This is a genomic window from Ligilactobacillus salitolerans, from assembly GCF_003864415.1.
Classification (GTDB): Bacteria; Bacillota; Bacilli; order Lactobacillales; family Lactobacillaceae; genus Ligilactobacillus; species Ligilactobacillus salitolerans.
In genome coordinates this window covers 1-18,964 of the sequence record NZ_BFFP01000003.1, presented here as the reverse complement: position 1 = coordinate 18,964, position 18,964 = coordinate 1, and the positions used below count along the sequence as shown (strand labels likewise).

The 18,964-nt window shown below is 42.8% G+C and carries 18 protein-coding genes and 1 pseudogene; 7 read left to right on the top strand and 12 right to left on the bottom strand.

Features of this window, described 5'->3' with window-relative positions; all coding sequences use genetic code 11:
• The first annotated feature begins 197 nt into the window (after nucleotides 1-197).
• From LFYK43_RS01390 to LFYK43_RS01370, 5 genes are all read left to right on the top strand, one after another.
• On the top strand, nucleotides 198-1,187 hold the full coding sequence (locus LFYK43_RS01390) for a LacI family DNA-binding transcriptional regulator (RefSeq protein ID WP_124974689.1): 990 nt from the start codon (nucleotides 198-200) through the stop codon (nucleotides 1,185-1,187).
• Between the two features lie 47 nt (nucleotides 1,188-1,234).
• Nucleotides 1,235-1,666 carry a VOC family protein gene (locus LFYK43_RS01385; protein ID WP_124974687.1) on the top strand — a complete coding sequence of 144 codons (432 nt, stop codon included), beginning with the start codon at nucleotides 1,235-1,237 and terminating at the stop codon, nucleotides 1,664-1,666.
• A 333-nt stretch (nucleotides 1,667-1,999) separates the two neighbouring features.
• Entirely contained in the window at nucleotides 2,000-2,356 is a 357-nt protein-coding gene (locus LFYK43_RS01380) for a hypothetical protein (RefSeq protein WP_124974686.1), read from the top strand.
• A 581-nt stretch (nucleotides 2,357-2,937) separates the two neighbouring features.
• A complete protein-coding gene (locus tag LFYK43_RS01375) occupies nucleotides 2,938-4,218 on the top strand; it encodes a bacteriocin-associated integral membrane family protein (protein WP_158609166.1) in 1,281 nt (426 codons plus the stop codon).
• Nucleotides 4,187-4,879, top strand: a complete 693-nt coding sequence (locus LFYK43_RS01370; RefSeq protein WP_229717875.1) for an ABC transporter ATP-binding protein — start codon at nucleotides 4,187-4,189, stop codon at nucleotides 4,877-4,879. The genes LFYK43_RS01375 and LFYK43_RS01370 overlap by 32 nt, the downstream gene beginning before the upstream one ends.
• 417 nt (nucleotides 4,880-5,296) lie before the next feature.
• On the opposite strand, the gene LFYK43_RS01360 is transcribed toward LFYK43_RS01370, so the two are convergent.
• From LFYK43_RS01360 to LFYK43_RS01335, 7 genes and pseudogenes are all read right to left on the bottom strand, one after another.
• Nucleotides 5,297-5,584, bottom strand: a complete 288-nt coding sequence (locus tag LFYK43_RS01360; RefSeq protein ID WP_124974682.1) for a type II toxin-antitoxin system RelB/DinJ family antitoxin — start codon at nucleotides 5,582-5,584, stop codon at nucleotides 5,297-5,299.
• Between the two features lie 189 nt (nucleotides 5,585-5,773).
• Nucleotides 5,774-5,884 (bottom strand): annotated as a pseudogene (locus tag LFYK43_RS12940) (AbrB/MazE/SpoVT family DNA-binding domain-containing protein); the annotation flags it as partial.
• A gap of 231 nt (nucleotides 5,885-6,115) precedes the next feature.
• On the bottom strand, nucleotides 6,116-7,873 hold the full coding sequence (locus LFYK43_RS01355) for a PTS lactose transporter subunit IIBC (protein ID WP_124974680.1): 1,758 nt from the start codon (nucleotides 7,871-7,873) through the stop codon (nucleotides 6,116-6,118).
• A gap of 331 nt (nucleotides 7,874-8,204) precedes the next feature.
• Complete coding sequence (gene lacG / locus LFYK43_RS01350; protein ID WP_124974678.1) at nucleotides 8,205-9,632, bottom strand: 6-phospho-beta-galactosidase; 1,428 nt, start codon at nucleotides 9,630-9,632, stop codon at nucleotides 8,205-8,207.
• A gap of 3 nt (nucleotides 9,633-9,635) precedes the next feature.
• On the bottom strand, nucleotides 9,636-9,986 hold the full coding sequence (locus tag LFYK43_RS01345) for a PTS sugar transporter subunit IIA (RefSeq protein WP_124974676.1): 351 nt from the start codon (nucleotides 9,984-9,986) through the stop codon (nucleotides 9,636-9,638).
• Nucleotides 9,987-10,019: 33 nt separating this feature from the next.
• Complete coding sequence (locus LFYK43_RS01340; RefSeq protein WP_124974674.1) at nucleotides 10,020-10,910, bottom strand: PRD domain-containing protein; 891 nt, start codon at nucleotides 10,908-10,910, stop codon at nucleotides 10,020-10,022.
• Nucleotides 10,911-11,182: 272 nt separating this feature from the next.
• Nucleotides 11,183-12,061: a LysR family transcriptional regulator gene (locus LFYK43_RS01335; RefSeq protein ID WP_124974672.1), complete on the bottom strand. Its 879-nt coding sequence runs from the start codon at nucleotides 12,059-12,061 to the stop codon at nucleotides 11,183-11,185.
• Nucleotides 12,062-12,235: 174 nt separating this feature from the next.
• Here LFYK43_RS01335 and LFYK43_RS01330 point away from each other — a divergent pair, with 174 nt between their 5' ends.
• Together LFYK43_RS01330 and LFYK43_RS01325 are read left to right on the top strand one after the other, a co-directional pair.
• Entirely contained in the window at nucleotides 12,236-13,864 is a 1,629-nt protein-coding gene (locus tag LFYK43_RS01330; RefSeq protein ID WP_124974670.1) for a malolactic enzyme, read from the top strand.
• 42 nt (nucleotides 13,865-13,906) lie between these two features.
• Nucleotides 13,907-14,875: an AEC family transporter gene (locus LFYK43_RS01325; RefSeq protein ID WP_124974668.1), complete on the top strand. Its 969-nt coding sequence runs from the start codon at nucleotides 13,907-13,909 to the stop codon at nucleotides 14,873-14,875.
• Between the two features lie 320 nt (nucleotides 14,876-15,195).
• Here LFYK43_RS01325 and lacD read toward each other — a convergent pair whose 3' ends face one another.
• The 5 genes from lacD to LFYK43_RS01300 form a co-directional block, all read right to left on the bottom strand.
• A complete protein-coding gene (gene lacD, locus LFYK43_RS01320) occupies nucleotides 15,196-16,176 on the bottom strand; it encodes a tagatose-bisphosphate aldolase (RefSeq protein ID WP_124974666.1) in 981 nt (326 codons plus the stop codon).
• 49 nt (nucleotides 16,177-16,225) lie between these two features.
• Entirely contained in the window at nucleotides 16,226-16,744 is a 519-nt protein-coding gene (gene lacB / locus LFYK43_RS01315; protein ID WP_124974664.1) for a galactose-6-phosphate isomerase subunit LacB, read from the bottom strand.
• A gap of 53 nt (nucleotides 16,745-16,797) precedes the next feature.
• Complete coding sequence (gene lacA / locus LFYK43_RS01310; protein WP_124974662.1) at nucleotides 16,798-17,226, bottom strand: galactose-6-phosphate isomerase subunit LacA; 429 nt, start codon at nucleotides 17,224-17,226, stop codon at nucleotides 16,798-16,800.
• Nucleotides 17,227-17,280: 54 nt separating this feature from the next.
• The gene (locus LFYK43_RS01305) at nucleotides 17,281-18,081 is read right to left on the bottom strand and encodes a DeoR/GlpR family DNA-binding transcription regulator (protein ID WP_124974660.1); all 801 of its coding nucleotides are present in this window, start codon (nucleotides 18,079-18,081) and stop codon (nucleotides 17,281-17,283) included.
• A 348-nt stretch (nucleotides 18,082-18,429) separates the two neighbouring features.
• On the bottom strand, nucleotides 18,430-18,669 hold the full coding sequence (locus LFYK43_RS01300) for a hypothetical protein (RefSeq protein ID WP_124974658.1): 240 nt from the start codon (nucleotides 18,667-18,669) through the stop codon (nucleotides 18,430-18,432).
• Between the last annotated feature and the right edge of the window lie 295 nt (nucleotides 18,670-18,964).

Genomic DNA, 18,964 nt, shown 5'->3' with positions numbered 1-18,964 from the left:
TTAGGTTAAAGCCTAAAATTACGGGGGATTTTGCGACTACATTATTCTGCCCGACTATTTCGTGAACAAACAGCTATCCCGCCTAGAAAACATTTGCTGTGCGCAGAATTCCCTTTGCAAAAAAACAGACTTCACAATAAAATAATAGATAGACTAAAAACGGTAATGCCAGAGCAAATTTAAAGGAGGGTCGAACAGTGGGATTAAAAGAAATTGCCAGTCAAGCAGGCGTCTCCATCGCAACCGTCTCGCGGATCCTCAACCAAGACGCGACTCTTTCCGTGACCGACCAGACTCGGCAACGCGTGGTCAGGATCGCCAATGAGATGAACTACTCTCCTGGGAAAAAGAAGAACCATGCACAAAAGATCGGGATCGTGACCTGGTATACCAAAGACCAAGAACAAGATGACTCTTACTATCAGACACTGCGCATCGCAGTTGAAGAAGAACTCAAGTCTGTCGGTTACGCAACTACATTGATTTTTGGCGACTCGCCTTGGACCAATGTCCGCCGCTGTGCAGGGGCACTCGCCATCGGACGTTTCAGTACCGCTCAGCGCGAACAGCTTAAGCGCCTAAACGCACACTTGGTCTTCATCGGTGAAAACACGCTAGAAAACGATCTCAGCTGTGTCACCAGCGATAATGAGGTCGGGGTCAAAAAAGTCCTCAACGATTTTATCGAACACGGTCGGGATAACATTGGTATTTTGTTAGCTGAAGGCCGGACCAGTGACAACACCGAAAAAATTTACGACCGCCGCTTAGTTGACTATCGCCACCACTTGCGTTCCAAGCACCTTTACCGCGCCCAAAACGTCTTTACGACTAACCATGTCACCCGCCAAGCGGGCTACCTAGCCGTAAAAAAAGCCTACAAGAAACAAAAAGAAGATTTTCCCACGGCGCTTTTTATTGCCAGCGATATTTTAGCGGTTGGTGCCTTGGACTTTTTCAAAGAACAAAATTTGCCAGTCCCAGAACGCGTCTCAGTCATCAGTTTTAACGATTCCCGGGTCGCAGAACAGACAGAACCGAGCTTAACTTCGGTTAAAGTTAACCTGTCTTTGATGGCCCAGCACGGAGTGGAACTCTTGTTACAAAACGTTAAATCAGAACACACGGCAGTCCCGGAGCGTCTGATCGTCGGCACCTCGATCACCTACCGCGACAGCAGCGATTAAGAAGCTGGATCCAATTTGTAAAACCAATAGAAAAAGGGAGTGCTAGCGTGATCGTAATTGATTGTGTAGTCAAAGATGCATTACAAGCTTATGAAACCTATGCGACTGTCTTCGAAACTAAACTGAAAGAATCGAGTAAAAATCTGCCAAAATCAGCATTCAATGAAGTTATTTTTGAACTTGAAGAGATGCAATTTCACCTCTTTGATGCCAATCCCAAAATGGGCTGGCACATACCCGATCCCAAAGTTTCACAACCATTATGGTTCAACTTGGTTGTGAGAGATGCACAGGCTTTATATCAACGTGCTGTTAATGCTGGTTTTGAAGTGATCGTGCCTTTGACGGAAGATAAAGAGCTAGGCGTACTGAACGGCGTTGTCAGAGATCCCTTTCACTATTCTTGGGTAATTGAACAGGACCTTCAACTCATTGACTTTAAAACTCGTCGCCAGATTTTGAATCAACGTTTACAATAAAACCCATCACTTTATCAGGTCACTCTGATGTTAACTACTCGTGTTGGCTAAAAAAGATGTCACGTTAATAATAGTCGTGGCATCTCTTTTTAGCTATCGATCGTAAGACTAGTTTATACACCGTTATTTTTAAAATAATTATCATAATTTTCTGAATGCAATCAAAAAAATGATAATTAAAAAGGTATACACCCATTTTTTGAAAGTGCTTTCGTGGTATTATTGAAGCGTAAGCTGCGCCGAGATGCAGACGCTTCAAAATACATTGGAAATGCTACACTACAAGCTTACTGGTCGTGTAAGTAACTCTACTTAGAAAGTGACATTAACATCATGAAGAAAAGAATTTTTTCAAAGCGTGTCCGCCTGGGCGGGTGCGCTTTGATTTTGATACAAACAATTTTGTTGCTCTTAGTTTCAACCTGGCTGGTGGGAAACAGCTATCAAAACGCTTGGAGCCACTATCTTTCCAGTGACAACAATTATCAACTGTTCCTCAACAAAGTGCCTAGCCAGCAAAAAGAAGAAGTTATGTCCCTGCTTACCCAGTATGCGCAGCAGGATAATTTACTAATCATGCGCAAAGACAGCGGGAATACAATTGCTGGTCAACCAAGCCTAAATATCGGCATACTAGGGAATACCAAAAATAAAAATGTTACTTTTAGTTTTTTAAACACAATTTACTGACAAAAGATGACATTGATAAACTGCTAAAGAGTAGTAATCCCAATGCTACACTTGGTTTAGGTAATGGCTCAGTTAATGAGATCAAGGCACTGTACCAGTTCCCCTTTTCTGGTAAAACAACCATCTACCAACTCAATAAGTTGGTCACGAACAGCGCGACGATCAACGGGCACTATGAAATCAGCGGTTTTAAAAATCCCCAAGAGTATCACCGACTCCTTCGCGAGCTATCCTTACTCACCCACCAGAAGCAAGCCGATTTAGTCCGCGCCAAAAGTGGCATCAGCACTGATGACCGTTTCATTTTTATGGAACTGCTCGCCTTTTTAGCACTGACATTTTTGTTTTTGCTTTGTTTTTTCATTATTTTGCTCATTCGCTCCGCCAAAAAAATCGGGAGTTTAATCCTGCTTGGGTGGACTAAGAAAGGGATCCTTTTTCAGGCAGCGTACCCTTTTTTGATCTGGACACTAATAATTGGGAGTGTAGGTGCGCTTATCTTTGCACTTAGCTTAGGTCAAAAAGTATTCACTCTGGTACTGCTGAAATACTTTCTACTGGCAGCCAGCGCTAGTTTACTTGTGACCCTTGTTAGCTTCTACTTAGCAGCATCTGTGATCCTAGTTTTAAAAAATATTGAGCTGATCAAGGGCAGCTTTCCTAAAAAAATATTGTATTTTTTCTCAATTACCCTCTACTTGCTGCTGAGTGCTGGGATCGTCGCAATCAGTTACACCACCGACCTGCCGTTAAAATCGATCGCAGAAAATCAACAGCTAAAAACTCAATGGGACCACGTTTCCAAGCTGGCTGTGCTTAACGATTTAGCAACCGGGACGGATAATTCTTCTATTGCTGGAAAATCGTCTAAGCTAGACCAAGATCTGTGGTCGACCTATGCCGCTATTAGCCAGAAAAAAGGCGTTTACCTCATTCATGCGGATTACTTTTCACCCGGCTGGTTAGCTAGTATGCAACAAGATGGCCCCTACCATGACCTGCCCGAGCAGCCTTTCTGGAAACTGACTTTTTCTCCAAATTTTGCTCAAAAAAACGGCATTCAACTTGCCCCAAAAGAGCTAGCTGCCGCAGAGTCAGGGACACGCTTATTTCTTATTCCAGACACACTTTCTGCACGCGCTCAGAATAAGCTCACTGCCTTCCTGAAAGAAGATTCGGTACTTGGGCTTAGTGCTGATGATGTGCCAACCGTTTTCACTAAAAAAAGAGAGTTTCGTTTCGTAAGGTACCATTTTGACAAAAAGTTTTTCACCTGGGTAGATTCGGCTAAGCAAGAGTCCTTCACCAGACAGCCAGTTATTTATATTGCGACCCCAGAGAACATGACTTATATCGAAACTGGTGGAATCCGAGCAACTGGGTTAGACGGTTATCTAAAATTCAGCAGCCTAAAAAAGGCCCATCAAACGATGACTAGCCAGCTTTTGGCCCAGCACCACTTGCAAGATAACAAGCCCGCATTTTTGAGCGTTCAAAAATATATTGATGGACTGCAAAAAGATTTAAGACAGACCATCAGATTATTTGGCAGCCTCTTTATGGTCACGTTGGTTCTGCTAATTCTATGTTTATTAGTCATCGCGACAATTTTTCAAACGGCCAACCAAGAAAAACTCGCCGTTAAAAAATTCCTGGGTTTTTCATTCTTTCAGCTTTACCGGACTCCTTTACTCGGGATCATTTTCATCCATCTCTTGCAGCTAGCCGTGATCCTTGTGCTTAAAAGCAAGATCGGCGTGGTCCTAGTACTGATCAGTTTATTATTACAACTCATACTCTTTTGGTTTTACACGAACAGAAACAACTTCAATGAAATCACTACTTTATTTAAACGGGGCTGAATATATTATGGAAGAAATCGTTGTTACCAACCTTGGCAAAACATTCGGTGCAAGGGAGATCCTAAAATCGGTTAGTTTTTCAGTGGCCCAAGGAGAATTCGTGGCCCTAGTCGGTCCTTCGGGCGCAGGCAAGTCGACCTTGCTGAATCTGCTGGGACTTTTAGATGAACCCTCAACTGGCGAAATTAGACTCCACGGTGACCTTTTGCCGAAAATCAACAGTAAAAAAGCGACCTTAATCAGAAGAGAACAAATCAATTATCTGTTTCAATCATTTGCGTTGATCTCAAACGAAACAGTTTTTCAAAATTTATGGTTGGCCATGAACTTTGTCCATCAATCTTCAAGTGACAAAAAATCGGCCATTCACGAAGTCCTAGCTCGCCTAGGGATCAGCGACCTGCAAAACGAACTAGTTAATACTTTATCGGGTGGTGAGCAGCAGCGTGTTGCCATCGCGCGCGCCATCCTAAAACCTGGTGAGTTGATTTTAGCCGATGAACCGACCGGCGCCCTGGATCCAGCTAATGCTCAGGCCGCTCTCCAAGAAATCAGCAAGCTGCGGGATGATTATCATAAAACGATTATTATGGTCACCCATAACTTGGAAGAGGCTCACCAGACAGACCGCATTATTTCGCTGACTGATCTACAGAAGTGAACAACCGTGACTTGTCTGCGGTCATGTAGAATATTCTAGATGTTGGTACATTGATTTTTTGGCTAATGCGTATGCTGAAATTCTTTTATATTTTTAAAAAAACTAGCAAAACACTCCCAATTCAGGGATAGGTTTGCTAGTTTTTTGGTTTTCAATTTAAACATTTAATCTATTATGAAACAATTCATCATGTCCACCCACTCGAATCAAACGAATCACCGGATTAGTCCTATGAATCATATAAATTACCAGAATATCGATTTTTAAACACATGTGGTTGATATTCTTGATTAACGACACCGTTCACTTGAAGTTGTTCTAAAGCTTGCATTAAATCAGTGATCAACTCATGATGTTTCCGTTTAAGTTAGCGATAATCTTTTTTAAATTGTGGTTCAGGTTTAAGTTTATACATATTCAACTGTCCAAAAAGTTTTTTAAAGCTTTGGTATTATCAAATTCAGGAACATCATCGGGAATGATTCCCAGCTTCTTGGCCTCTGCTGCCACTAAAGCGCGCCTAGTTTCCTCCGTTGGTTCATCTGCTTCAGTCAAAATTTCAAAAGGAATCTTTTTTTGAAGTATTAACTGTCTCGCGGCCATATTAAAGTAAGCGTTAATGCTTAAACCAGTGGCACTTAGCTCTTTTATCAACTTATCTTTAAGCTCATCATCAAGTCGAATTGTCGTTGCACTCGTTGACATATCTATCACTCCCTCCTCAATTTAATGTCATTATAACATACAAATGACATCATAAGTACTAAAATGATTTGCTTATTTCTGCTTGCACTATTTTGAGAAACTATTTTTTCAGGTTCCATTTGCTATAAATGTCCCTATTTTCCAATTAAACCTTCAGCCTTCTCTTAATAGAAATATCTTGTTTGATTATTATAGTTCTTTACCCGCAGCTTTTCCCCAGTCTAATTCATGGTCTCGTTGTCCATCATCTTGCCAACAGGCAAACAACTCATGAATATTCTTGGGTTCTTTTTTCTCTGGCATTTGTCCCTTTGTTGTATTCATGCTGCTCACTTCCCTATTTTTGCTATTGTTAGTATATCCTCTGCAGATACTTCAAGCGATATTTTTGCACTTTTTACAAGAAAAAACTGGCTGCAGAAATCAACGATCAATTTCTACAGCCAATTCTTTTTACCGAAGCTGGTTTTATCCCAGCCCACAATTTATTTTCTTAAACCTGAAAAGCCCAGGTCCAAAGACCAGCTCGCATTACACATTAGCCTCGTCTTTTTCGTTCAATTGACCCATGACGAATTCAAGTGCTTCTTTAGGTGCTCGAGTCAAATCGATATATTGTTTGCCTTGCGTTTTGATCAACTTAATACCAAATTTGTCTGTATCCTTCTTAATGTCGTCATAGTACATCTTAACCTGTGGTGCTAAAACTACAACATCAAAGTTAGGCAGAATATCATAGTGTGAACCGTAAGCCCCAGCTCGAGCTGTCAGGTTAACGTTATATTCTTCCGCGCCCTTCTTCAAAGCGTTAGCGAGTAATTCGCTGGTACCGGCACCGGCACAGAGAACTAAAACTTTCGTTGGATCATCAGGATCTTTACTTGTAACATCATTAGCGATCGTTTCTTGTGCTGCTGGTGTCTCAACGTTAACAGAAGCAGTGGCCATCGCAGGTGTACCTTCAGCTGGCACTGTTTCGATCACATCTGCTTGATCTGCACCTTCTGCAGCTAACTTAGCAGCCTCTTGGTCACAGAGTTCCTTGTCATATGCTCGAATAAATGGGAAGTAGATCAATGTATCTACTGCCAAAAGAAGAACTACAAATACAAGTGAAATTGGCTGGAAGCCCGTCGCCAGGAAGGTCCCAATTGGACCCGGCGTTGCCCATGGCAAGACGTACATAAACCCGTTCATTCCCAGGAACTGAATGAATGCCTTACCGATCAAGACATTAACAACAGGAGCCAAGAGGAATGGTACGAACATGTATGGGTTCAAAATCATTGGAGCTGCGAACAGCAATGGTTCGTTCACAGCGAACATTACTGGCAGAAATGATGCTTTACCAACCGCACGCAGCTGTTTGGATCGCATTGCCAACATGAAGATGAAAGGAACAACAAAAGTAGCCCCAGTTCCGCCAAGTTCGCCGACAAAGTTACCAAAGTTTTCTGTTAAAGCATGAGTTGGGTGATTTCCTGCTTTAAATGCAGCCAGGTTCAGCGTTGTGTTACCGAATAATGGAGCTTCGATCGCAGGTTTAACCACTGAAGGACCGTGCACACCGACAAACCAGAATAACGGGATCAAGAACCAAATGAAGGCCATGCCGAGGTATGATTCTGCCCCATTGAATAATGGCTGGAACAACTTGGCAATAACTTGAGCAAATGGAACCTGGACGAATTGACGTGAAAGAAAATCAATTAGAGCACAACCTAAAACTGAGAATGAATAAGCAAAAATATCACGGAAGTTCTGTGAAATTGTACCAGGAACTTCTTTTGGCATATGGATCGTGATATCTTTGATCACACAGAAACGATAAACGTTCACTGTTAAGAATGCCGATACGAAAGCTGATAAGATCCCATTGGTCCCCATGTTAGCAGTCACGAATGAACCATCTTTTTGTTGTGTGACAGCTAACAATAAGAAACCAGAAATTGCGGCAATCATCACTGAAACCTCACTGATCGCCTTGCCAGCAGGCATCTTACTTCTGTTCATAGAACCTGCCAAGCAGCGGGCAGTTGTTGCGGAAACCAACATTCCGACAACCCCCATCGTAAAATTATAAATCTTGTTCAGCCACTCATTCAGACCAGCTGGCAGCTCTGCGCCAAAAACTGACGGCAAAGATGCACACAAGAGGAAAATACTTGAGAACAAGATGACTGGCATTGCGGCTAAAAATCCATCTTTGATTGCTTGCAGATAGATATTACGCGAAATCTTTTCAAACGTCGATTGGTGTTTTTCTATTGCTTTAATAATACCGTTCAAAGATCCTCACTCCTTTTTGTTTTTTTTGTATTTTAATTAATGCCTTGAATTTAAAAGACCGCAGGCCAAAAGCAGCAGATAAGGATAGTCTTTACCCCTTGTCACGCTTTCTACCTGCGGTCACGCCTAATTGAATAGTAACGACCCGCCTTAGTGGTGGATGTTTTCTGTTTTTATTGAACAAATTTTATTTGATACACACTGCAGCGGCAGACTGCGGTGTTTTGTAGTCGAGTTGCTCATGACAGAAAGCTGTGCCTAACTTGCTTTGGTCAACAATGCTTAAACCCGCATTTTTGCCCAAAGCCTGTTAGTGCTCGCTTTCTCCCGCTTATCTCCGCTCTGTTTTTGTTTCTGCTAACTCCTTGAACCACAGCGCGCTCGTCTTGATGTAGCGCTTCTGGGTCTCAAAATCAACAAAGAATAACCCATACCTCTTGTTATATCCATTAGCCCAAGAGAATTGATCTTGCAGCGACCAGACAAAGTAGCCTTGTACATCAACACCCTCATCTCTTGCCTGCAAAATTGCTTCCAGATGCTGGTCAATGTAGTCGATCCGCTTTGGATCCGCTAAAATTTCACCCTCAGCCGGCTTCTCTTCTTTCAAACCTAACCCATTTTCCGTGATATAGATCGTCTTGCAGTTCGGATAATCGCGCGTCACGCGTTTCAAAGAATCATACAGACCTTCCGGGTAAATGTTCCAATCCCAATCAGTCGTCGGGACGCCTTCTTTTTTAACTGCTTCACCGACACCCTTAAACTTAAAGGATGATGTTCCTTTTTCACCTGTACCGTTAAAACTGTTGGTACTTTCACCTTGATAGGCTTTGATAAACTGGTTTTGGTAGTAATTCATGCCAAAGAAGTCGTTTTGCGTTGCGGCCTCTGCCAGAATATCCAAATCACCATCCTCGATCTCAAGGTGAGCCTCATTGAGGCGTAAGATCTCGTTGATCGAATCCATGGTGTCTGCAGAATAATGTCCTAAGAAAGCGCCATCCAACAAGAACTTATTCATAAAAGCATCTTGCAGTTTAGCAGCATGGACGTTTTCTGGTGCATCGTCGATCGGATAAATCGGCTGGATCACATGGATCAACCCGATCCGACCTGTCAGCCCCAGCTTCTTGTAGAGATTTACCACCCGAGCATGAGCCAGCAATTCATTATGCTGAGCCTGGATCCCGGCCGAAACATCAAAGTGGTGATTTGGCGGGAAGTTGCCTTGAATATACTGCGAATAAGCTAATGAAATCAGTTCGTTGATCGTAAACCAGTTTTTGACTTCGGTGAATTCTTTAAAACAGAATTCTGCATAATCTACAAAATAGTCAATATTCTGGCGGTTCAACCAGTCCCCGTCTTCAAACAAGGTCTGGGGACTGTCAAAGTGATGCAGACTGACATAAGGTTCTAAGCCGTTGTCCAAGCATTCCTTAAACAAACGATGATAGTATGCCACGCCCTCTTGGTTTGGCTTGCCATAACCTTGCGGGAAGATCCGTGTCCATGCAATCGAAACGCGGATCGCATTCAAGCCATATTCTTTTGATAAGGCAATATCTTCTGGGAAACGATGATAAAAATCACTGGCTGGATCAGGTGAAAAACGCCCCTGAGCTTCCAAATAGTCATCCCACATTGTCTTACCTTTGCCGTCGACTTTCGTAGCGCCTTCGACTTGGTAAGCTGCTGTCGCGCCGCCCCAGACAAAGTCCTGCGGTAAACTTTTTACTCGGTTTAAATAACTCATAAATTAAAGACCTGCCTTATCTAAACGTTCTTCGATTTTCGCGATCCTTTCGTATTCATTGATGAAATACTCAACTTGATCTTTGAACATCATTGTGGTCATCAAGGTATCTTGCCCATGGACCATAATGAAGGTCACGTCCATCTCAGCCCCGCCTGCTTCTTGAGTCAACAGACTGGTTTGTTCATTGTGAGCTTCTATAATGTTCTTGTTAGCCGACTCCACTAATTCACGTGCTTTAGCAAAGTTGCCTTCACGCGCCTGATTCAAAGCTTCGATCAAATCTGATTTGGCATCGCCTGCGTAGGCAACAATTGCGAAACCTACCATTGAAATATCATTTTTTGTAGCCATTAGTAATTTCCTCCGTTTATCAATTAGCTGACTTTAGTATCTTTCAGCCTTCAAATCGCTCTCATGTTCTTTTTCATCAATGATCCGTTGAATGTGGATCAGTAAATATAGCTCTTCATTGATACCAAGGTCAGCATCGAGTTCCTGGCAGATTGCACTATAAATTTCATGCGCGATCTCATAAGAATGCGGATAAGACTGGCGCATTTCTTCCTCGATCTTGATGATCGCCCTCTCATTGGCTGGTTCATGCCGAGCTAAACGGTCAGCAAGATAGCCAAGGTGGATCATCAATCTGTCATAAAAGTTCTGGTTTGAACCATTTCTGAGCACCATGTTTTTTTGCAAAATGCTCTGGACCAAATCGTTCAAATCAGTGGTGAGCTGCGAACTCTCATTTTCTGAGACTGCATCATCGTCGTCGCCTTCACTCCGGCCGTTAATAAAGTGAAGTGCGATACTTTTGATCTCGTCTTTTGGAAAATAGACCTTCAAATTTGAATTGATGATCCTTAAGCCTTCCGCAGCGATTTGATACTCGGTCGGGTACTGTTCTTGCATATCTGGGACCGGCGTCTTCTGGTAAGTGTTGCTTTGCAGATGCTTATACATCCCATTGATATGATCTGCTAAAGTAACGTAAACGAAATCGGCCACTTGATAGTGATATTTGCTTTTGGCATTATCCACGATTTCGTAGGTTGTCGTTACAATATTGATCGGAATATCCTTTAACAAAAATGCTAAGTTCTGTTGCGATTCCTTGGTCGCCAGGTACATTACTTTTTCAATTCGCTCGGGATCAAGCGAGTCGCCTTTTCGTTTCTGGTATGCAACCCCTCTTCCCTTAACTAATGCTTGGCGGCCTTGACCCAAGTCTACGATTGCACAGTTGTTATTTAGTACTTGGATAATTCCTAGCAAGAAAGTTTCCTCCTTTGACCCTTTTTAGATAAAAAAAGGCCATAAGAACTAGCAGGCAGTCGTGTTCAACTACCGGTTGTCTTATGGTCATGCCTAATCTAATAGTAACAATCCATTTCATATCCATCACCAAGTATAAACCGCTTTCTTAGTTTTGTAAACGGTTTTTTACGTAAAAATATCATTTTTTATCAAAAACAAACATTCACAAACAAAAAGTTCTTCCATCGCTACTCTTGCCGTTAGCTGACTATCTTGGTGCAGCCCATTTTTCACAATTCCTTTTGCAAAAGCTCTAGGATACTCTGTTCATCAGCAGACAAAAGTTTGCTTTGCCGGTATGCCGTTGACATGTAAAAGATCGGCTGTTCTTCATCTTCCAAGCTCAAAGAATGGATCCGGTCCGTTGCCGCAATTGCCGACTCTGTTAAGAACCCGATCCCCAGACCTTCAGCAACCAGCGCCTTTAAAATATGCATGTCCGACGTCGAATAAATGATCTTTGGCCGCATATGAACTTGCTGGCTGATCTGCTTGAGGGCCTTTTGATGGACAAAGCCTTTATCTAAAACGATAAAATTCTCATTTTGCAAATCAGCAAACTTAACCGTATCTTTTTGGGCTAAGGGGCTTTTCTCAGAGACTACAATTTTAAACCTTGATTGCGCGAACAGATCAACTTTCAGGCCCTGATCACTGATCGGTGACAAAGAACCGAGCAGCGCAATATCTAAGTCCCCATGGATCAGCTGTTTGCGTAAATCGGCAGAACCGGCTTCTGTCGTTTCAAATTTATTGATCAATTCGCTGCGAAATAAGGCCGGAAAAATCTGCGGCAAATAATAATTGCCAATAATCGGCGGTAAGCCAACTCGGACCTTGCCAAATTCTAACTGTTTCAATTCCTTTCTGGCCAGCTTTAATTCTAGTAAAACCTGCTCCACATGGACCAAGAGCTGTCTACCAGCTCTGGTCGGCTGCAATTCTTGGTGAGAGTGATTCCGGATAAAAAGCTCACTTTCAAATTCTTCCTCCAATCGTTTGATCGCCTGCGTGATCGTGGGCTGTGAGACATGCATTTGCAACGCTGCTTGCGAAAAACTTTTTTCAATAAAAACCATTTTAAAATATTCTAAATCTTTAATATTCATCTAAAGCCCTCCAAATCAGCTTTTACACTGCTCATATTATTAATGTTTATACGAAGCTTAAGGTTTGACTATCATTTTAACACACGACTATACTGAAACACGTTTTAACGAATATTAATTTATTTAGCAAGGCGGTTAGCTAACTCGCTTTTTCATTCAATGGAGGTTCTATCTATGAATAATGTACAAAGTATCTTAAATGATCCCTTTAAGAACAAAGGGACTGCCTTTACCGCAGATGAAAGAAAGACATATAACTTGATCGGCACTCTGCCTCCTCGAGTCCAAACTTTGTCCGAGCAAGTCAAACAAGCTTACAACCAGTTCAAAAGCAAGGATTCTGCGCTGGAACAACGCCTGTTTTTAATGAATATCTTTAATACCAACCGGACACTTTTCTTCGCGCTGATGGATCAGCATATCACCGAATTTATGCCGGTTGTTTATGATCCAACGATCGCGGACTCGATCGAACAATACGGACAATTATTCACCGATCCTCAAGCAGCTGCCTTCTTGTCGATCGATGATCCTGAGCATGTCAAAGAATCTCTGGCAAATGCTGCCGGAGGGCGTGACATTCGCCTTGTTGTTGTGACAGATTCACAGGGGATCTTAGGGATCGGCGACTGGGGTGTCAATGGTGTCGACATCGCCGTTGGCAAGCTGATGGTTTACACTGCCGCAGCCGGGGTTGACCCGGCACAAGTTCTCCCGGTTGTTTTGGACGTAGGAACTGACAACCAGCAGCTGCTAGACGACCCGGAATACCTCGGCAACCGGCACGCGCGGGTTCAAGGACAAACCTACTTAGATTTTGTCGAACAGTTCGTGTCCGCTGCCAGCGGCCTCTTCCCTGAAGCACTCTTGCATTTTGAAGATTTTGGCCGCGATAATGCCGCAGTTCTCTTAGAAAAGTATCAAGATCAGAAATTAATTTTCAATGATGATATCCAAGGAACAGGCATCATTTCTCTGGCTGGTGTTTTAGGCGCTTTAAATATCTCTGGCGAAAAAATCACCGACCAAAAATTCTTAACCTTTGGTGCCGGAACGGCTGGGGTCGGGATCGCTTCAATGCTGTACGACGAATTGATTCGTGAAGGTCTGTCGCCAGCAGAAGCCAAGAAGCACTTTTACTTGGTAGATAAACAGGGACTGCTTTTCGATGACACACCCGCTTTAACACCTGGACAGAAAAAATTTACGCGTTCTCGGACTGAATTTGCTGATTCTGCTAATTTGACAGATTTATTCGCAGTCGTTCAAGCGGTCCATCCAACCGTCATGATCGGAACTTCGACTCAACCAGGCGCATTTACCAAGGAAGTCGTGCAGGAAATGGCCGCACATACTCCTCGTCCAATCATTTTTCCATTGTCCAATCCGACAAAATTGGCAGAAGCCAAGGCGCAAGACCTGCTTAATTGGACCAAAGGACAAGCATTAGTCGCAACAGGGATCCCCGCTGGATCAGTGGAATATAACGGTGTGAGTTATGACATCGGTCAGGCTAATAACGCCTTAGTTTACCCGGGCGTCGGCTTTGGAGCAATGGCTGTCGGTGCCAGAGTCATCAACGAAAAGATGTTGGCCCAGGCCAGCCATGCCTTAGGCGGGATCGTTGATTCGACTCAGCCAGGAGCAGCTGTCTTACCTCCTGTTTCCAAATTAGCGGCATTTTCCATCACTGTAGCTGAAGTCGTTGCACAAAGTGCTATTGACCAGGGCTTAGCTAAACCAGGCATCACGGATGCTAAAAAAGCAGTCAAGGCTGCTAAATGGGTCCCAGAGTACAAATAGTTTTTACCATAAAATTGCTTAAAAAAGGAAGGTCCACATCTCATGTCTGTATTTCTAACCTCTGTCTCTAGTGTTGTTGTGATCGTGTTGATCATGGCACTGGGTTATTTGCTCAAAAAGTACCACTGGTTCGGTGATTCCTTTGGCGGTGAAATTTCTTCCCTCATTACCAAAATCGCTTTGCCGGCTTCGATCTTCACCGCCGTGATGAAAAATCTGACTCGCTCAAGCTTAATTGGTCTCTCACAGGAATTAGTCTTTCCTGTAATTGGTGTCGTGATCGGCTATCTGATTGCCTGGACGATGGTCAAAGTCTTCAAGATCAAGCGCGGCCGCCGGGGGATCTTTATTAACGCCTTCGTGAATGCCAATACGATTTTCATTGGGATGCCTTTGAATATGGCACTCTTTGGCGATAAAGCCATGTCGTACTTTCTGGTTTACTATATCGTCAATACGGTTTCTACCTGGGCTTTCGGGGTCTTTTTGATTCAAAATGACGATCCGACCATTGATAAGTCGGCCCAAAAACAGCGCAAAATTAATTGGAAAAAGATCCTGCCCATGCCACTGGTCGGATTTATCGTAGCCATCGTTTGGATGCTGCTTGGCATCCCCGTTCCGAACTTCTTAGGTCAGACTCTAAACTATGTCGGTTCTTTAGTAACCCCGCTCTCCTTGATTTACATTGGGATCGTTTTGTATAACGCGGGACTAAAGAACTTTCACTTTGAACGCGACTCAGTTTTAGCACTGATCGGCCGCTTCATCCTTTCACCGCTCGTACTGATCATCTTGATCAAAATTGGTGCCGGTGCAGGTTTCACTATGCCTAGTCTCATGAGTCAAACTCTGGTAGTTCAATCAGCTACTCCCATGCTGGCAGTTTTACCGATCTTAGCCAACGAATCTCATAGCGATGTCAAATACGCCACTGATGTCGTGGTCATGAGTACTGTGTTATTCATCGTTGTTGTTCCAGTGTTGATGACGATCCTGCAATTTATCTAGATTTCACCATAAAAAGGTTTGAACTGTTCTTTTTTCAGCGGTTCAAACCTTTTTTCGTGCTTCTATCCAAATATCCAACGACTTGACTCTAATTGACTACAGGGCTGGTCACAAATCGATTGAAGTTTGATCAGGTTGGTTGGATGTTTGCCAGACTTTGTGCCAAACTTTTTCCCTTTGGAACAAACTTCCTCGATCTTTGTTCCAAACGTCGACCGATCGGCTGCTTGTTTGCCTTAATAACTAACAAAACGCCACCAAATTTTCAAAGAACAAGAAAATTTGGTGGCGCTTTTTTGAATCTGGGAAGCGAACTAAACTTATTTTACTTTGCTTTCCCATGAGGAGGCTGTGACAGCCAAGACTTCGTTTAAGTCTTCGATATTCTTGCGCCCTGTTGTCCGCATCCATTCGCGGCCAGCTTCTTCGCCGTCTTTAGCAAATGGTTCGATCGAATGACGCCATGTAGCACGGCCGCAAAGAACGCCGTTAAAGCTTGAGCCGGCTTCATGTGCAAATTTCAAGGTTTCTTGGAACAGCTCTGCGGATACACCGGCACTCAAGAAGATAAATGGTACGCCGGCTGTTGCTTTGTCTTGTTCCTTGAAGAAGTTCAAAGCCTCGTCCTTGCTGTAAACCACTTCATTGTCGCCGTTATAGCCTGCAACAAAGTCCATATTAACAGGAACTTCAACCTTCAAAACATCAACGTTGTAACGTTCTTTGGCAAATTCTGTGACCATCGCGTTGACTTTGTGCGGCTTAACCTTAGCGTATTCTGCACTCTTAGTATCATCGATATTGGCATCGTAGGACATCAATTCCAAGAAGAATGGCATGTCTTCTGCCAAGCATTCGTCACCGATCCGTTCAACAAAGGCTTGTTTTTTACGATTGATCTCTTCGCCTTCATCTACATCATAGTAAAGCATGAATTTGATCGAATCGGCACCGGCTTCTTTCAGGCGCTTAACAGACCAGTCAGCCAGCAAGTCTGGCATGCGGCCAGGAGCCGTTGTGTCATAACCTGTCTTTTCATAGGCAGTCAACAGACCACAATCTGCATCACGTTCTGCGGCAGCTGGCAAACCATATTCTGGATCGAGCAAGATAGCAGAAGCGTATTTGGTCAATTCGGAAGAAATAGCCTTCTTAAATTCAACGATATCTTCTTCGTTCGCTGGCTTATTGGCAGCGGAAGCTAACATTTTCTTTAAAGAACCGCGTTGGTCGATCGCTAAAGCAGCAATCACTCCGTCTTTGTTGGACATGCGTTTTAATGCTTCAATTTTGTTGGACATACTTTTTTGTTCTCCTCTTTATAATTGATTATTAGTCTCACGCACAAGCTTAATCGTGGTAATAGCCTTCGTTCCACAGTTTCATTTCATCGTCATAGAAGTGCGGGTTATCATGTTGATCGGGGTTGTCCTTTTCAACAGCATCGATTTTTTCAATCAATTTCTTGTTTTCTGGAGTTTCTTTGTATTCAGTGGTCAAGAAGGTATGCACGATCTCTTCGGCTAAATGTTCGCCCACAACTGCCCCGCCAAAGCCGATCACATTTGCGTTTAATTCTTGTTTAGCATACTTAGCTGTTGTCACATCGTTCACTAAAGCTGCCCGGATCCCGGTATTTTTGTCTGCAGCAGTTGAGATTCCAACGCCAGTCCCACACAAAACAACACCCAGATCTGCTTTACCATCGCGCACTAAATCAGCAACTTTTAATCCGTAAATCGGGTAATGGGTCCTGGTGTTGTCATAAGTCCCGACATCGATCACTTCATGGCCTTGAGCCTTTAAATAATCTGAGATTTGAATTTTTGTATCTGTAACAATATGATCATTTCCTAAAGCGATAATCATTTTTCTTCCTCCTTGAAGTTGACGTTTTTAATTCAGTTTAAGCCGCTTATAAATTAAGATAATTTCTCCAGCATATCCAAACGGATCTGATGACGACCGCCAGCGTAGTTAACACCGAGATATTCATCAACTAATGATTCAGCCTTCTTTGGCCCAACAATACCAGCACCGATCGCGATCGCTTTGGCACCATTGTGTTCTGTTGTCATGTGTGAAGTATTTTCTTCAGCGACATTAGCTGTAACCATGCCGTGGATCTTGTTGGAAGCCATTGCTGAGCCGGCACCAAATTCATCAAACATGATCCCGCGGTCTGCTTTGCCCTCTAAAACAGCATGGGCAACAGCTACAGAAGAATCAACAAAATCAGCGGCTGGTTCTTCTGTCAGATCAACAACTTCGTAATCCTTGCCTGTCAGGTAGTTCTTAATATATTCCTTTAAATCAAATCCGCCTTTGTCAGATGCCAATGCAATTTTCATTATAAAATCTCCTTTGTAATTTTGACTTTACCAGTACGGTAAAACTTATTTTTATCAAGCTTTCAAACCGCTATTAGGCGATTTGCCGCTTGTTTTATCCTCTGCCAATACAACCTTCGTATACTGTCTGTAATGAGCCAGCGTTTCACCGCTCAACTCATCGTTCGTGATCAAATAGTCCATATCATATAAGTTGTAAAACTGATAAAAATCATCACGATTGATCTTGTAACAGTCAGCCAAAACGATCTTGCTCATACTATTACTGGTGGCAACAGCTTGAGCGCTGCCTTCCTCAGTATTAGCCGTCATCATGCTCTCATTGTGGATCCCATTAACACCCACAAAAGACTTGGTAAACTTCAGATCTCCCAATGTATCACTGGCCAAACCGCCAATGAATGCACCCGAGCGTTCACGGAAAGTGCCGCCAACTAAAATCAAGTCAACATTTTTGGACTGCCAACTTTCAAAGACTGGCAAACTATTCGTAACAACTCTCAAATTGGCAACATCATCAACGTACTGAACTATCAATTCCTGAGTTGTCCCCGGTCCGATATAGATCGTATCGCCAGCACTGATCATTTTTGCCGCTCTTTGAGCAATTCTTTCTTTTTGCTCTAAGTGGATCTCTTTTTTCTCAACGTGGGATAGTTCTGTCGCATCACTACTTGCAAGACTTTGAGCGCCGCCATGGATCCGGATCAGTTTTCCGCTGTCCGACAGTTCGTCTAAATCACGACGAATCGTCATATCAGAGACGTCCAGCTGGTCGATCAGGTCTTTGACGGTGACAATACCATTTCGGTTGACCATATCAAGCAGCATCATGAGACGTTCTCTTTTTAGCATGGCCGCAACTCCTTAATGGTCGTTTTTGTTTGTTAATGTTATTTACATGTCTAAATTAGCACATAAAACCAGTATAGTCAACATTATTTGTTTTATTTTGTTTGTTTATTTTGATTAATTTATCCTTTATCAAACCAGACAGTTAAGCTAAAACACACCTTAAGCTTGATATTACCGTCTTTTAGTAATCTGCTATCAGTGATCTGTTAATAAAAACAACAAACATTTTTTATCAAAAACTAGCACCTACTATATAAAAAGGCACTGCAACTCAAGTCTGCAGCGCCTCACCAGTCATTAACATGAACCAATATCGTGAAAAATCAGGGAAAATGCATTGCCCGATAATTAGTTTTCTTGACGTTCCTGTTTATATTTTTGATGTGCCTCTTTGTTTCGTTCGATCCGACGATAGTATGACTTGGGAACCCCAACTGTTTTATACAGAGCGTACAAAGCAATGATCGTCGAAGCCGTTTGAACAATGGCATTCGGGAAAATCGTAGCCACAATGCTGGCAGCGATCACAATTACAGCCCACATTATCAGGCTCGATCGTTTTGACATTTTACCGGTTGCTTTTTTCATGATTTTCACCTCTCGTATTATAAGATTAAACATTGGTTTTTAAACCAAGTTTTAGTGACTGTTGTTACTTTCTTTGTTGGACACTACATGATAACCTCTAATTGTCATTGGCTTTGGTCAACTGGTATAGGTTTTTCACCTCTGTAGTTCAACTACATTTAAAGACTGCCGCCCAGATAATCATCTTGAGTGCCAACCACATGCTGTATCGATCTGTCGACCTGCTAGCTGAGTAGGGCTAGGTGTGGCTTAGGTCTGACTGACCTACGAATACTTATGATGCGAGGATGTACTT

Bases quoted from the DNA above. Each gene is read 5' to 3' on its own strand.
- LFYK43_RS01380 (WP_124974686.1), top strand. From the start codon at position 2,000: ATGAAGAAAAGAATTTTTTCAAAGCGTGTCCGCCTGGGCGGGTGCGCT.
- LFYK43_RS01370 (WP_229717875.1), top strand. From the start codon at position 4,187: ATGAAATCACTACTTTATTTAAACGGGGCTGAATATATTATGGAAGAA.
- LFYK43_RS01360 (WP_124974682.1), bottom strand. From the start codon at position 5,584: ATGTCAACGAGTGCAACGACAATTCGACTTGATGATGAGCTTAAAGAT.
- lacG (WP_124974678.1), bottom strand. From the start codon at position 9,632: ATGAGTTATTTAAACCGAGTAAAAAGTTTACCGCAGGACTTTGTCTGG.
- LFYK43_RS01345 (WP_124974676.1), bottom strand. From the start codon at position 9,986: ATGGCTACAAAAAATGATATTTCAATGGTAGGTTTCGCAATTGTTGCC.
- LFYK43_RS01335 (WP_124974672.1), bottom strand. From the start codon at position 12,061: ATGAATATTAAAGATTTAGAATATTTTAAAATGGTTTTTATTGAAAAA.
- LFYK43_RS01330 (WP_124974670.1), top strand. From the start codon at position 12,236: ATGAATAATGTACAAAGTATCTTAAATGATCCCTTTAAGAACAAAGGG.
- LFYK43_RS01325 (WP_124974668.1), top strand. From the start codon at position 13,907: ATGTCTGTATTTCTAACCTCTGTCTCTAGTGTTGTTGTGATCGTGTTG.
- lacD (WP_124974666.1), bottom strand. From the start codon at position 16,176: ATGTCCAACAAAATTGAAGCATTAAAACGCATGTCCAACAAAGACGGA.
- lacB (WP_124974664.1), bottom strand. From the start codon at position 16,744: ATGATTATCGCTTTAGGAAATGATCATATTGTTACAGATACAAAAATT.
- lacA (WP_124974662.1), bottom strand. From the start codon at position 17,226: ATGAAAATTGCATTGGCATCTGACAAAGGCGGATTTGATTTAAAGGAA.
- LFYK43_RS01305 (WP_124974660.1), bottom strand. From the start codon at position 18,081: ATGCTAAAAAGAGAACGTCTCATGATGCTGCTTGATATGGTCAACCGA.
- LFYK43_RS01300 (WP_124974658.1), bottom strand. From the start codon at position 18,669: ATGAAAAAAGCAACCGGTAAAATGTCAAAACGATCGAGCCTGATAATG.